This window comes from Pseudomonadota bacterium, from assembly GCA_036141575.1.
GTDB lineage: Bacteria > Pseudomonadota > Alphaproteobacteria > UBA2136 > JAPKEQ01 > JAPKEQ01.
On sequence record JAYZXF010000017.1, the window covers coordinates 147,666 to 160,158 of the forward strand.

16 protein-coding genes are annotated in these 12,493 nt (G+C 45.3%); 8 read left to right on the forward strand and 8 right to left on the reverse strand.

The window, feature by feature from the left end; translation table 11 throughout:
• Positions 1-10 precede the first annotated feature (10 nt).
• The 6 genes from yaaA to VX730_08275 all read left to right on the forward strand — a co-directional run bounded on the left by yaaA (position 11) and on the right by VX730_08275 (position 4,158).
• Complete coding sequence (yaaA, locus tag VX730_08250; protein ID MEC9292377.1) at positions 11-787, forward strand: peroxide stress protein YaaA; 777 nt, start codon at positions 11-13, stop codon at positions 785-787.
• 7 nt (positions 788-794) lie between these two features.
• A complete protein-coding gene (locus VX730_08255; protein MEC9292378.1) occupies positions 795-1,439 on the forward strand; it encodes an ATP-binding protein in 645 nt (214 codons plus the stop codon).
• A 109-nt stretch (positions 1,440-1,548) separates the two neighbouring features.
• On the forward strand, positions 1,549-1,863 hold the full coding sequence (locus VX730_08260) for a hypothetical protein (protein ID MEC9292379.1): 315 nt from the start codon (positions 1,549-1,551) through the stop codon (positions 1,861-1,863).
• Positions 1,864-1,897: 34 nt separating this feature from the next.
• Positions 1,898-2,359 carry a CBS domain-containing protein gene (locus VX730_08265; GenBank protein MEC9292380.1) on the forward strand — a complete coding sequence of 154 codons (462 nt, stop codon included), beginning with the start codon at positions 1,898-1,900 and terminating at the stop codon, positions 2,357-2,359.
• Positions 2,360-2,570: 211 nt separating this feature from the next.
• Positions 2,571-3,464, forward strand: a complete 894-nt coding sequence (locus VX730_08270; protein ID MEC9292381.1) for a hypothetical protein — start codon at positions 2,571-2,573, stop codon at positions 3,462-3,464.
• Positions 3,465-3,777: 313 nt separating this feature from the next.
• Positions 3,778-4,158: a hypothetical protein gene (locus tag VX730_08275; protein MEC9292382.1), complete on the forward strand. Its 381-nt coding sequence runs from the start codon at positions 3,778-3,780 to the stop codon at positions 4,156-4,158.
• Here VX730_08275 and VX730_08280 read toward each other — a convergent pair.
• The 6 genes from VX730_08280 to VX730_08305 form a co-directional block, all read right to left on the reverse strand.
• Positions 4,155-4,511: a hypothetical protein gene (locus tag VX730_08280; GenBank protein MEC9292383.1), complete on the reverse strand. Its 357-nt coding sequence runs from the start codon at positions 4,509-4,511 to the stop codon at positions 4,155-4,157. The two genes, VX730_08275 and VX730_08280, sit on opposite strands and share 4 nt — an antisense overlap.
• Positions 4,511-4,924 carry a hypothetical protein gene (locus VX730_08285; GenBank protein ID MEC9292384.1) on the reverse strand — a complete coding sequence of 138 codons (414 nt, stop codon included), beginning with the start codon at positions 4,922-4,924 and terminating at the stop codon, positions 4,511-4,513. Before VX730_08285 ends, VX730_08280 begins: the two co-directional genes overlap by 1 nt.
• A gap of 90 nt (positions 4,925-5,014) precedes the next feature.
• A complete protein-coding gene (locus VX730_08290; GenBank protein ID MEC9292385.1) occupies positions 5,015-5,593 on the reverse strand; it encodes a hypothetical protein in 579 nt (192 codons plus the stop codon).
• 119 nt (positions 5,594-5,712) lie between these two features.
• Entirely contained in the window at positions 5,713-6,327 is a 615-nt protein-coding gene (locus VX730_08295; protein MEC9292386.1) for a hypothetical protein, read from the reverse strand.
• 109 nt (positions 6,328-6,436) lie between these two features.
• Complete coding sequence (locus VX730_08300; GenBank protein MEC9292387.1) at positions 6,437-7,015, reverse strand: hypothetical protein; 579 nt, start codon at positions 7,013-7,015, stop codon at positions 6,437-6,439.
• Positions 7,016-7,140: 125 nt separating this feature from the next.
• On the reverse strand, positions 7,141-7,596 hold the full coding sequence (locus tag VX730_08305; protein MEC9292388.1) for a hypothetical protein: 456 nt from the start codon (positions 7,594-7,596) through the stop codon (positions 7,141-7,143).
• A 259-nt stretch (positions 7,597-7,855) separates the two neighbouring features.
• Here VX730_08305 and VX730_08310 point away from each other — a divergent pair, with 259 nt between their 5' ends.
• Both VX730_08310 and VX730_08315 read left to right on the forward strand, forming a co-directional pair.
• A complete protein-coding gene (locus VX730_08310) occupies positions 7,856-8,701 on the forward strand; it encodes a hypothetical protein (protein ID MEC9292389.1) in 846 nt (281 codons plus the stop codon).
• Between the two features lie 183 nt (positions 8,702-8,884).
• On the forward strand, positions 8,885-10,018 hold the full coding sequence (locus VX730_08315; protein MEC9292390.1) for a glutamine synthetase beta-grasp domain-containing protein: 1,134 nt from the start codon (positions 8,885-8,887) through the stop codon (positions 10,016-10,018).
• Positions 10,019-10,143: 125 nt separating this feature from the next.
• Here the strand turns inward: VX730_08315 and VX730_08320 are convergent, their stop codons facing one another.
• Positions 10,144-11,904 (reverse strand): hypothetical protein, encoded by a 1,761-nt coding sequence (locus VX730_08320; GenBank protein ID MEC9292391.1) that lies wholly within the window; start codon positions 11,902-11,904, stop codon positions 10,144-10,146.
• Between the two features lie 127 nt (positions 11,905-12,031).
• The gene (locus tag VX730_08325; GenBank protein MEC9292392.1) at positions 12,032-12,475 is read right to left on the reverse strand and encodes a hypothetical protein; all 444 of its coding nucleotides are present in this window, start codon (positions 12,473-12,475) and stop codon (positions 12,032-12,034) included.
• Positions 12,476-12,493 lie beyond the last annotated feature (18 nt).

Consider the following 12,493-nt stretch of genomic DNA (forward strand, 5'->3'; position numbering starts at 1 on the left):
GACGCCCATCATGCTGATGCTTCTATCGCCATCTAAAACACTAGATTACGATCGCGCACTGCCGGCACACACGGCAACACGTCCTGAATTTAGAGATCAGACGCTCGAAATTGTGGATGTGATGAAGAAAATGAGTGTTTCTGATATCAAAGAGTTAATGAAACTTTCTGACAAGCTAGCTGAACTTAATCATGCCCGCTACCAAGGGTTTGAGAGCATCTTTACGAACGATAACGCCCGTGCTGCACTGTTTGCCTTTAAAGGGGATGTGTATGACAACATGGACTCGGTGAATTACACACCTGCAAACCTAGACTTTGCACAAAAGCACCTCCGTATTTTAAGTGGTCTATACGGACTTCTACGTCCACTGGATTTGATGCAGCCGTACCGCCTAGAAATGGGCACGAAGCTTAAAAATCCACATGGTGAAAATCTGTATGACTTTTGGGGCAACACACTGACTGAGAAGATTAACCAAGAAACAATGGCATTAGATGGCGGCTTTGTACTGAACTTGGCTTCAGGTGAGTACTTTAAGGCTGTAAATGCTAAAAAGTTGCGTCGTCCACTGGTGAACGTGAACTTCAAACAAGTGAAGAACGGTGACTTGAAAACAATCGGCCTTATGGCAAAACGTGCACGCGGTGCCTTTGCGGACTGGGCAATCAAAAACGAAATTAAGAGAGAAGGGGCGCTCACATCCTTTAAAGAGCAGGGCTATGTTTACATGCCAGACCTTTCTGATGACACAAACCTTACATTTATTCTAGATATGGACGCATAAACTTTACATGGCGCTAAAAATTCCTCGTCGTCTGTTTGACTATACTGAGCGTAAAATTCACTACATGGATGGCCGCAAGTGCATCCGTAGTGTCCGTATGCCGAGCTTTATTCCGATTATTCCTGGCTGGCCACGTGTTGTAGATGACAAATGGCAGGCTCTCCCTATCAAAGAGCTACTTAAACAGCGTGAGTCTCAAGTCCTAGAGTTTAAAAGCTCACTTGCTTGGGGGGTGAATGAAAATAAGCCGAACAAGCATATTCGTAAGGCGCCACCACGTGCCATTGCGTCCCTTATGAACGCAGATGGTGGTGTTCTCCTGATTGGTGTTGAGGATGATAAGCAGATTTATGGCCTTGAGAATGATTACGGCCTGCTTAAAGGTGGTGAAGCAGAATTTAAAGCGGAGCTTCTTAAGCTCTGTGGAGACTGCCTAGATACGTTTGATCCGCGTTTATTAAAGATTAAATTTGTAAAAGTTGAAGGTAAATCTGTTTGTATTGTTGCAGTCAGACCGAGCCCAAACCCAGTATTTATGGTGTGGGGCAGCGAGAGACCTAAGCTCTATGTCCGATTTTCAAACACATCGCAAACCCTTACAACTGTGCAGGAAAAAGCCTACATTAAGGCTCATTTTGCCACAGAGGTCTGATAAAACAGGGTTTAGAGCCCTATATAATTGTCAGATTTTTCTCGAAAACCTTATACGATCCATCATAAGATAATAGGTATGACAAAATAAAAGAATTGAAAAGAGTGCTATGCAAACTGCAACCTTTAGTGATGAGCTAATTTATTATACGGATCCTCAAAGCCGTGAAGAGGAGATTCGTTTTGCGCACTCACTGCGTTGTGAAATTCGTGTCACAATTTGTGAAACGAAAGAAAACAATGTGGGATGGAAAATTAATATGCATGGTAACCCGCGCATTATTGAAGCCTTTAAACGTGAAGTGTTTTACCACACAGTAGAATACTTAGAGCGCCGTTTACGTAAAAAAGTAAACCGCATTAACTATAGCGACATCGAAAAACTTGCGAATGCACAACTGATTCGTACAGTTTCGAGATTTTAAGCTATACTTAAGGCAGAAAGAATAAGAAGAAACAATGCCAGCACCAACTGCAAAAAATTTAAATTTGATTAAATCTGTTCTCGGTAAGGGGACAGACCTTATTGAGGTTGCAAATACCGCTGATAGCGTATTTGATGTGGCAAACCTGATCTTCAATAAACATGCAAGTGCGGTTCTTGTCCGTGCGAACTCTAACAAAGCCATGGGTATTATTACAGAGTATGACGTGATTCACGCCATTCGTAAGCATGGCGAAGACATTATGAGCATGAAAGCTGGTGACGTTATGGCTGTTGACCTTGTGTGCTGCCGCCCTGACGATACTTTGGAAGAGGCGCTACGTGCCATGAACCTTCATAAAATTCGCTGTCTGCCTGTTGTGAGTGAGAGTGGAAACCTAGAAGGATTTGTAAACATCAACGATGTTGTGCGCGGCCAAATGAAGACAATTATTGATAGCTGGCAAGCTAAAAAAGATACAACAAAAGCTTCATAACATTCTGTAACAGATAGAACTTTTATAAAAGATTGAAAGTCCCCTTGACGGGGGCTTTGTTTTACCCCATATGAAGTTGGTTAAACAATCTCTGAACCGTTAACCTTTAGCCCACGGGTCTGCTACCGTGGTTTCATTTACAACTGCCAACGAAGTTCCCCAAACCACTCAAGGAGTTGGGAGTTTCCCGAGTTAGGAAAAGGATATCAACATGAGACATTTTCTTGTTGATACTGGGGCCCACGTTATTCGCGGCTCCAACGCAGGGCGTCCAAAAGCGACCTGTGAAGATCGTGCTGATGCGACCGATGAATTGGTTATGGTGTTTGATGGGGCCTCGAGCCTTGATGATGCACCTCGCTTTCTTGGTGGACGTATGTCTGCTGGGGAATATGCTGCCAAGGTTACCGAAGCTTCTTTGCAAATCTCCCTGCTGGCAAGCCCTGAAGGCACAGCTGCAGATTTGCTTGCTGAAGCCAATCGTCTGCTTGCTACGCAAATTACAGACGAATTTATGAAGCAGGGCCTAATTGATCCGCCAAAGCACCACCGCCCGGTAACGGCAGCGGCCCTTGTTCGGATTCATGATGATGGCACCTACAGCTGGGCCATTGCAGGTGATTGCCAAATTGTCGTCTATGACCATGATGGCAACTACACGCAATTGCGTAAGCAGTATGCTGGTGAGCCGCATGAAGCGGAACGCCACGCCAAGCGCAAAGAAATAGAGCAAGCCGAAGGCCGCTCTGTTGATATGAATCACCCAGTGCTGAAAAAGTTGTATGAAGATCGTGTTAGATATCACAATGCCGTTTATCCCATTCTTAATGGGGAGGCAATCTTTGACGACATCATCCAGCGGCCTCAATGGTCTGGGCGTGACTCCATGGAGAATGTGGCCGGCTTTATTGCTTACACAGATGGTGCCAACTGGCCCCATTTTGATCCTCTGGAAGTTGATTCACTGGCGACCACGGTTATTGAAGAAGGCGTGGAAGCGTACTTGGGTGAGCTTCTTGATGAGCTTGATTCAAAACCTTTCCATGACGACATCGCCATTGCTGCAGCGTCAACGGTTCACCCTTGTGATCCTGACAGTTATTGAGCGTGAAAACGATAAAGAAACATGACACCCCCCAAGAAATTGGGGGGTGTTTTTTTTGTTTTTTCTATTCTTGCTTGCTGCCTGTCTTTCATTTTGAAAATCATAGATTTTGCAAAATAAAATCCATCGCAAGCTTTTGTCTTGGTTTAAAGCATATTTTATTCAAAAATAATACTCCGTCTTATTTTTAGCTGCTTTAAACCGCTCGCAGGCCCTGAGGCCTGCGGCTCGGCTACCCGCCTCGCGCTCGGGTAGGCGGCTGCCGTTGTATTTCTCCTTGTGAAACACTTCAAAATTCAGCATTATCATCTGCATGAAATATATTTTAAGCCTCATTCTTCTATTTTCCCTCTCTGCTTGTGCCTGGCAGCAAACGCTTTATGAAAAACGCCTGCATAACTGGCATGGCAAACATCGTGATGAGCTTTTACGTGTATGGGGCCAGCCTGTGATGGTGCAGCCATACGCAAAAGATAAAGAGATTTACATGTACCAGTACAGCCGTACGATTAAAACAGAGGCAATACACCCGTATAGTACGTTTGATAATGTCGACGGGCATATTGTGCCTGTGAGACGAGGGTACACACCTGCAAGGATGAGAAATGAGCGTTGTGAATATCGCTTTATTGTTCTACCAAATGATATTATTGAATCTGTAACGTGGCGCGGTAACGCCTGCGGTAAGCTTTAGTTTGTTTCTAGAAAAGGCTTAACAAGGTCAGGCAATTCTTTGCTGTTGCAGGCAAAGTATTTCACAGAAGGTGAGAAAGCAGGAATATCCATTGCAGACATCGACACTTCTAAGCCACTTTCACATTCAAGAAGCAGTGTGTGATAGGTCTCTAAAATTTCATTAAATTCGGCAGTGTGCTTTTCACAGTCCGTAGGGGTTCTTCGAACACTATCTGTTTCAGCCATATGTACAGCTGTATCCCATTGGTACTTCATCAGGTGAGAGAGCTGAGAGCATACCGGCATAGGAAGAGGGCTTTCAGCCGTAGCAAGGCTTGGCAGTAAAAGTAGAGCTGAAAGCAGGTATTTCATTATTTAGATGTTTCTTCTTTAATTTTAGGCAGGTCAAAGCCAAAGCAGCAGTAGTAACCATTACCAATCGGCTTAAACTTTGGTAGGTTCTTCACTTCACGCATTTTGATATTGTTATCCTCACGTGCGCAACGTTTAGACATCTTTTTGTAAGGCTCTAGAATATTATCAAAGCTGAGTTTGGCAAGGGTACAGTTGTACTTCGCCATTTTACAGTGGTTTTGGATTTCTGTTTTGTTTTCTATTGCATCTGACCAGTTTTTTTCAGCTTGATGGTAAAGACGGTAGCATGGGTCAAAGCCTTTGAGGCTAGGCATCGATAGAAAGGCGAGTCTTTCTTCTTGAATCAGAGAGTCCTCAGCAGTTGCAGAAGCGCTCATAAAGAGCAGGAAAGAAGCCAGAAGGATGCGCATAAATTGACCTTTTATCTTTATCATTTTCTTATAGAGTTACACAAAAGCCCGCCCCATTCAAGGGCGGGCTTTAAATCGTTTCCAGTTTATTTATTTCAGATCTGCGGGCATAGACTTAGCCGACAGAATCACCTGTTTCATTTTTGATCCCATCACATGAGATTCATGAATGGTTTCAACGAGAAGGCCTGTTGCCAGCAAAAAAGCGAGGGCCTTTTCCTCACCTTGGGACAGGCGGTAAGCCAGCTTTTTGCCGAGGAAGGTATCTACAAACGTCGCACGGCGGCTGTTTTGGTAGATACTTAAGGTCTCACTTTGCAGGCCATTCAAAATCATGACATGCGCAGGCACATCACGGCGACCTTTCGGGCAGTTGGCAAGGATCTTATCCAGATGCACATTCACTTCAAGGTAGGGGAAGTTCATGTAGTAATGCTCTTCGCCAAGACTTGCGTAGCCTTTTTCAATCAGGCTTTTTAGGCCGCGGCGCTGGGCTTTGGGCATATCCATAAAATCTTGATTGCCCATGCCGGCGTAGTACTCCCAAACAAATTCAGCAAAACCATGCGGGTTTTCATCCTGAGGAATCGCACGAGCATAGCTGGGCGAAGGTTGGGTCACACGACGTTGGTACATAATCATGAAGGCGCGTTCATCTTCAGTGAACATATGTCTCTCCTGTTAGAGAAGGGGAAAGGAATAGAAGGTGTTTGATGGGCAAAAATATACGCCTGTCAAAATTCTCACGCAACAAAAAAGGCTGGAATGACCAGCCTTTTTAAATCGCTTTAGCTGGAGTAAATATAACTCGGCAGCTTGGTTCTGTCAGGGGTCATTGTTGTGAGCAGCAGACTATAAAAAGGAGAGGGGTACTCTGCTGGAATAAAGACTTTTTTCTGCACCAGAGTGTCCATGCCTTTCAGCTCGTCTTCTGTCATGGGATGCAAGTCTACATGCCCAGCGCCAGAGTTTGTGACCCATACATATTGGGTCAGATTACCTTTATGCAGGGAATCCACGCGGTCAATACCAAGAGGGCCGAAATTCCATTTTGGAATATTGCGGTGCTTTTGGATGATGAGTTGCTCGCAAAGCGTAAAACCATCCTTTGCCAGTTTATGGCAATAGCGGAGCTCTGCTGGCGGATTTCTATGGCTTGCAACAACAGCAATGCAGGTGTTTTCTGGGATGTGACCAACATTCATAATCGGGGAGAGAACCTTAATCGCAGTGCCACTCATAATGGCTTTTTGCAAATATTTGGACTCTTCATCTCCCAAAAACTGGGGCACTTCTCCAGCAAGACCCGTATAAAAAATACCAACGCCATTGGTACTGATGTAGAGCTGAATGTTTGGGTTAGATAGTAAGCTATCCACAAGCAGCTTGGTTGTCATTTTCATGAGTCAAACCTCACGTAAAAAAGGAAAGAAAAATAAAGGATTCTTTTTTATAGAGCGAGGCTTATGTGCTGGCAACAAAAAAGGCAGAGTTGAACTCTGCCTTTTTTGATTATCTTTCGATTTGTGCGAGATAGCACGGTGTTTCGATACCCGTTGGTTTTTCAAACTGGATAGAGAGCTTTCCGCTGCCAATGAGCTCTTTCAAGCCTTGAGACTCTGCATCAGAAAGTTCTCTGAGGCTTACATCACCTTCAATGCCAAAGGCTGCCCACAAAAAGTCTGCTGTTTGGGCATTATTTTCAGTGGCAAACACCTTGGTTGGCGGTGTGTAATCTTCCTTGTGGTAATCCAAAGCTTTCAGGAAAGCCTGCGCATTGAGGCTATAGCCTTTGGCGCTGAGGTCTTTGCAATACAGCTTGTTTGCTGTGGGCATATACTGAGCTGAAACCACAGCCACAAGAGTACCGAGCGGAAACTGTTCCGATTCAAAAATCGGCTCAAGCACCTTAACGGCAGTGCCAATGGCAAGGGCGTCTTGCAGATACATGCTTTCTTGGGCGCCAATGAGCGCAGGTTTCTCCAAACCGCGGTACATCATGTAGCCAAAACCATTTGCATCAACATAAACGGTGACGGCAGGGTTGGCGAGCAAGCCTTCTACAGCCAGTTTGGTGGATAGGTTTGTCAAAGGGTATTCCTCCAGAAAACGGAAAGGTGGGTAAAAGCGAAGGGCTGTTATAGCGGTAAGGCTCCCTCATGGCAATATAAAAAAAGAGCAGGCCCGAAGGGGCCTACTCAAATGTTTCGTTTTCCTCAGCCTTGAGCTTCTTGCAGAGCTTGCTGAATAGCAAATTTTTGTGCAAGTCCTTCAGGACGAGCCATAGGACGTTTGGAGATTGCAGGCGCGCTGCTTACAGCAGGGCGCATTACAGGGCGCAGAGACCTTGTGACAGCACCGCTTGCATTGGTGATAACAGCTGGCTGAATGTCTTCAGCAGTGTCGCCAGCGCGGGCAGTGAATGCAACCTCAACATAGTGGTTGATGTTGTTGGTCACGGTCATGCGCAAGCCCCTCCATTCATGCTTCCACCATGTGGACACACGATCGCTTACGCCGGTTGCGTCATCAAAGTCTTGAACAATGCCAGCGTAGTATGCTGGGTAGTCCTGAATGGCAAGAGGTTCCCCCTTGCTGATAAAGTTACCAATTTGTCCCCAGCCAGCGGCGGAAACAATTGCGGCGATTGCGAAGATACGTACAGTTTTCATCTCTAGGTTTTCCTTTAAGCTCGATGAAATTCAAAAATGCACCAGAACAGTGCAACGAAGCCTGCCTCATAGAACAGGATAAAGCGGTACGGTAGGTTTGCCTTTCGGGCATTATTAAGTACTACCGAAGGCTCATACTTTCTTATAGAGAAGAGGGGAAGTTTTTCCTGAACAAAAAAATGACTTGCTGAGAGTGGGGTGTATGAATACAATCTTTGCACAATTAAATCTGTGATTCTCTTTTTATCAGGAGTAGGCAATGAAAGCTGCCTTTACTGCACTCTTCCTGATGTTCTCCCTCTTTGCAATTCCTGCTAAAGCAACACCGCTTTACTACTATTTTGACCAACTTTGGCTCCAGCAACATATGCCCGGCTACTCTGCTTACCAGTTAGAGCGCTTTGGGCGTCATTTGCTCCCAAGCTATGGTGTCACGGATGAAGAACGTGACTTTGTTGCTGGTTTTGAGCACCGTGAGCTGTTGAAGCAATGTTCGGTTGATCTTGTAGGAACGCGCGTAGATCCACATTACCCCGGGTATAAAAGTGGATGCACACAGGGTTTTGGTTACGATATGGGCGTTCGGCGGCAGCCTCGTACCTATCGTGATTTGCAAACAATAATGCCAGCCCGTAAGGCGCTGATCTGTTCTCAAAGGTATAGTACAAGCCCTTTGGAAAGCTGGCATGCAAAACGGAGCAAGAAAGCTTTGAATTATTGCCCATTGAACCATGAAGATGACATTTGTACACTGAACTGTGTCCAAGCGTTTAACCTTCTGGATCAGCAGGTTTACAAAGCAAAGCGCCGTATTCTTAAGCGTGCAGAAGCAGATGGGCTCACGTTTACAGCCCAGCAGCTTCAGGCTCTTATTTCATTGGATTATAATAATCCTGTGTTTGTGAGTAACTCCACGCTACTGTGGGAACATCTTGTCGAAGAAGACCATGAGCAAGTTGTACGTCAAATTGTGCGCAATAGCGGTAGCCAAAAGGTGAGAGCCTTGCAGAACCGCCGTAACAGAGAAGCGCTGATCTATCTGCTAGGATCAGGCTATGAGTACACGGAAGCACGCCGGATTATTAACCGGCATAAGCGATATTGATAAGAGCAAGGAAACTTGCTCTTATTTTTTTTCGTGCAAAGAGCAGAGGGAAGGCGTAGAATTAAATTCCGTTGAGAGACCTATTTTTAGAGGCAGCCGTCAACGGACTTTTTTATTTTAGCGGCTCTGCGCTCAAAGCAGCCTCTCACGGCAACAATAACCAATAAAAATGGAACATGTCTTATGCATTTCGCAAAAGTAGAATACATCTGGCTAGATGGTGGCAAAACACAAGAGCCGCGCTCAAAAACTAAAATCATTGCAACAGAAACAGAGCTGACTCTTAAAGATTTAGATCAGTGGAGCTTTGATGGCTCATCAACACTGCAAGCAGAAGGGACAGATTCTGACTGTCTTCTTGAGCCTGTATGTATGGTTGAAGACCCAATCCGTGGCCCAGGGAACTACCTTGCGCTTTGTGAAGTGTTAAACCCAGATGGTACACCGCACGCAACAAACCAGCGTGCACGCCTACGTGCCCTTATGGATATGGGCGGTGACGCGCAAGACGCTTGGGTTGGTTTTGAGCAAGAGTACACCCTTTATAAAGGTGGTCGTCCACTTGGTTGGCCTGAAAACGGCTACCCAGCACCACAAGGTCAGTACTACTGTGGTGTGGGTTCCGATAACGTATTTGGCCGTGAGCTTGCAGAAGACCACATGGTGGCTTGTATGGAAGCTGGCCTTTGCTTTTACGGTATTAACGCCGAAGTTATGCCGGGACAGTGGGAGTTCCAAATTGGTTACCGTGGTGTAGATAGCGAAAGCGCGGATCCACTCACAATGAGTGACCACCTATGGCTAGGCCGCTGGATGCTGTATCGTCTTGCTGAACTTGAAGGTGTTGTTGTGACATTTGATAACAAGCCAGAAAAAGGTGAGTGGAACGGTGCTGGTCTGCACACAAACTACTCAACAAAAGATATGCGCGACCCTAAGAAGGGCTGGAAGACAATTGAAACAGCATGTGAAGCTCTTAAGAAGCGTCACAAGCTGCATACGGACCACTACGGTGAAGGCCTTGCTGAGCGTCTAATTGGTGCGCTTGAAACAAGCTCTATGACAAAGTTCAACTGGGGCACGGCTAACCGTACAACGTCTATCCGTATTCCTCGCCCTGTGGCAACAAAAGGCTACGGCTACATGGAAGACCGTCGTCCGGGTGCAAACGCTGACCCTTACACGATCTCTAACCGCCTGCTGGAAACAACAGTGATGGGCTTTGAAGGCAAAGAGACGATCGAAACATGGATTAAGAACGGTAAAGTCACACTTAAGGCGCCAGGTGAAGGCAAAGTTAAGCTGAAAGTTGCTTAATTAAGCATAGGCTTGCTATACGCTCGCGAAGTATGAGGTTGCACCGATGTGTTGGCCTTGTAGAGTGTAGAACGAAGTGTAGCCAAAAAAGTAACTAAAAACGCCCGCAATCGCGGGCGTTTTTTTTAGAATTTAATTTCAAAGCCTTTTAAAGCCTCTTGTTCCATTTCGTACAAATCTTTATCAAACTCAGGGTCAGCAATTTCATAAAGTTTATCACCAGCTTCTTGGGCGACAAGTCCAGCATTTCTAAAGTGGAATGATGCCATGTGTGGCGTTACTTCACGTGTACCCATATCTTTAAGCTCAGGGCTAAGCTGGTGTAAACCTTTCCACGTGTCTGTTCCACTAATGAGGTCGTAGCTGCTTCCAAATAGAAGACGATCTTCTAGTGGCATATTGCTGAGCTCTTCAGTTGGGAAGTTGAGCATGTTTATTTTTGTAGGGTTATCCATATTATCAGCATACAGAAGAACAGCTTCTCTTGCTTGATCTTGAACTGCTGTTGGCGCTGCGTCTTGGAGTGCTCTAATAGAGCCTTCTGGCAGTTGAAGGTTATATTCAATGGTGTGTGTACGTCCGTCATAACCTCTGCCTAAAAATTCTCGTGTAACGTCAGAAATAGGGGCATCAACGTTTTGAGACATAGCAAGAGAATCATGTGCAATTTGCATATATTCTTCTGGGGAATAAGCTGAATTCTCAATCACCTCTTTCACAAATTGTTCAAAGGCTTGTGGGTCTGCTGCTAGAATTGCTTTATCTGTTGGTTGCAAACGCTCAGATAGAACACTGATTTGGCGAATCGTCGGGCCTGTATCATGTCCAAGGAAGTACTTTTCCATTCTTGATGTGACTTTTGTATCTGAGGCCACTTGCTCTTTTATGGCATCTGTCTTGGCAATCTGGAAATCGATACTGGTATTGTTTAAAGAGGCACTGTCTCTGAATTGAGAAATATCAGCCATCATCTCTAGTGATTCATAATCCTCCTCAAGGGCGTACTCTAACGTGGCACAACCATCAGCAAATTGCTCTTTAAAATAGGTTTTGTAGCTGTCTCTTAGAGATGTGACTTCGCCTGTTGGGGCAACAAGGTCAAAGTTTGCATTTGCATATTTATCGGGTAATCCTTCATAGATAGAAGGGTCAAAACCATGGCACATTTCATGACGTTTCACATAGTCATCGAACATGGCATTTTCTTTTTGGAGTTGCTCGTCTGTAAAGTATGTAACAGGTGTTGAAAAGTTTGCAAGTTCATCAGCAGTAGAGAGATTACCATAACCAGCAATAGCCACTCTTTCGTTTGAATCATTAGCCCTGGGGTGCAAGTAAGACTTTTCCCAATTTTCTTTTAAACCTTCAATCACCTTTAATCGCCCTTCAGGCGTGTCGTGCACCTCAGGCATGAAGGCATTCCTGTCACGGTGATAATCCGTAAAGGATGTTCTGCCATTCATTTTGGCAGACGCATAATTATCAAGTTCATAGGAAAGCCTATAAAGCTCTTCAGTTGACAAAAGTTTATTGTCAAATTTATCAAAATTTACAACAAGGGCATGGTTTGTACCTCCGAGTGTCGCATCCATATTGGCTTGAAGTGTTGCTGTGCCCTCAGCATCGTAAATGCTCATAAATGCTTCACTTGCACCTAGGGTAGGGGGGCGCATTTGTGGACGTATTGCAGCTAAAGCATCCTGAGTGGCTTGCTCTTGCGCTATATCATGTTTTTCCATTAAGTCAGAAGGACGAGGCTCTGGTCGGAGGCTCGTTTCAGGTGCATGAGCCATGGCTTGGCCTGCACTTAAACCTGCCATAACAGGTAGCGCCATAAGCGTACCTCTTAAGGCTGAGCTTGCTGATGACCGGCTAAAAATACTCATGTGTGTATGAATCCTCCCTAAAACCCATATTGTTTTATGAAGGGTAAGGCAAGGCTGAGACTCAAAAATCTGACAAAAAGAAAAGCCCTCCCACATGGAGAGAGCTTTTGCTTTTCGGTTGAATGGTTTAGGTGCCCTTTTTAGGGCCTACTTGCCAGTATTCCACACGGATGAGGAACTTGTCATGGTCGCGGAATTGTTCTGTGACAATGCGCATCAGGTTTGCTTTTCTTTTCTTGCCTTCAAGGACGAGGTAGAGCATCGACACGTGGTACTTGGAAGGGTAGAGAAAGTTTTCCTGCTTTTGGGAGGCTTCTGGGTCGCATCCAAGCTTTTTCAAGTTGGTTGAAGAATAGTTTCCGCCACCATATCCGTCGTGTGATTCGCTGCCAAGCGGCACTTTGCTTTTGCCTTCGGTGAGGGCGGTAAACTGTTCATCGCTTTGGCAGATAATCATGCCGTCCATCAGTTCGCTGTACGTTTGCAGTTCAGGTTTCTGAGTCATTTCAGGGGCTGCCTTTTTCTTTGGGGTGGTGGGGCCAAGGGAATAAGATCCTTCAAATATTTCCATGAGGGGACTCCTAGGGGG

Coding starts and splice junctions, on each gene's coding strand:
- VX730_08255 (MEC9292378.1), top strand. CDS start 795: ATGGCGCTAAAAATTCCTCGTCGTCTGTTTGACTATACTGAGCGTAAA.
- yaaA (MEC9292377.1), top strand. CDS start 11: ATGCTGATGCTTCTATCGCCATCTAAAACACTAGATTACGATCGCGCA.
- VX730_08310 (MEC9292389.1), top strand. CDS start 7,856: ATGAAAGCTGCCTTTACTGCACTCTTCCTGATGTTCTCCCTCTTTGCA.
- VX730_08305 (MEC9292388.1), bottom strand. CDS start 7,596: ATGAAAACTGTACGTATCTTCGCAATCGCCGCAATTGTTTCCGCCGCT.
- VX730_08260 (MEC9292379.1), top strand. CDS start 1,549: ATGCAAACTGCAACCTTTAGTGATGAGCTAATTTATTATACGGATCCT.
- VX730_08325 (MEC9292392.1), bottom strand. CDS start 12,475: ATGGAAATATTTGAAGGATCTTATTCCCTTGGCCCCACCACCCCAAAG.
- VX730_08320 (MEC9292391.1), bottom strand. CDS start 11,904: ATGAGTATTTTTAGCCGGTCATCAGCAAGCTCAGCCTTAAGAGGTACG.
- VX730_08270 (MEC9292381.1), top strand. CDS start 2,571: ATGAGACATTTTCTTGTTGATACTGGGGCCCACGTTATTCGCGGCTCC.
- VX730_08285 (MEC9292384.1), bottom strand. CDS start 4,924: ATGCGCATCCTTCTGGCTTCTTTCCTGCTCTTTATGAGCGCTTCTGCA.
- VX730_08315 (MEC9292390.1), top strand. CDS start 8,885: ATGCATTTCGCAAAAGTAGAATACATCTGGCTAGATGGTGGCAAAACA.
- VX730_08290 (MEC9292385.1), bottom strand. CDS start 5,593: ATGTTCACTGAAGATGAACGCGCCTTCATGATTATGTACCAACGTCGT.
- VX730_08280 (MEC9292383.1), bottom strand. CDS start 4,511: ATGAAATACCTGCTTTCAGCTCTACTTTTACTGCCAAGCCTTGCTACG.
- VX730_08275 (MEC9292382.1), top strand. CDS start 3,778: ATGAAATATATTTTAAGCCTCATTCTTCTATTTTCCCTCTCTGCTTGT.
- VX730_08265 (MEC9292380.1), top strand. CDS start 1,898: ATGCCAGCACCAACTGCAAAAAATTTAAATTTGATTAAATCTGTTCTC.
- VX730_08295 (MEC9292386.1), bottom strand. CDS start 6,327: ATGAAAATGACAACCAAGCTGCTTGTGGATAGCTTACTATCTAACCCA.